The organism is Halomonas sp. ND22Bw, assembly GCF_003011945.1.
In the GTDB taxonomy this organism is placed as follows: Bacteria; Pseudomonadota; Gammaproteobacteria; order Pseudomonadales; family Halomonadaceae; genus Halomonas; species Halomonas halophila.
The window spans coordinates 1-259 of sequence record NZ_PXWD01001211.1 but is presented as its reverse complement, the minus strand read 5'-3'; the positions used below and the strand labels follow the sequence as shown (position 1 = coordinate 259).

Sequence of the window (259 nt, the reverse complement as noted above, 5' to 3'; positions counted from 1 at the left end):
TCAACTCCAAGAGGTCCGGAAACACAGCCAGCACGGATCCACGCATGGACAAGATCTGGAACCGTGTGTTTCCGGACGACGGTGGCGCCGTCGACCTGGATCGCTCTCCATTCACGGCAGAGATCCTGGGTCGACCGCTACCCACGAAGTTCAAAATGCCGTCCCTTGACTCATACGATGGGAGCAGTGATCCAGTCGACCATCTGGATCACTTCCGCACCCATCTGAGTCTACAAGGGCTGAAGGACTCTGCGATGTG

1 protein-coding gene is annotated in these 259 nt (G+C 57.1%); it reads left to right on the top strand.

Features of this window, described 5'->3' with window-relative positions; all coding sequences use genetic code 11:
- Positions 1 to 44: 44 nt before the first annotated feature.
- On the top strand, positions 45 to 259 hold a 215-nt coding region (locus CVH10_RS26970), incomplete at its 3' end, for a hypothetical protein (RefSeq protein ID WP_219924991.1).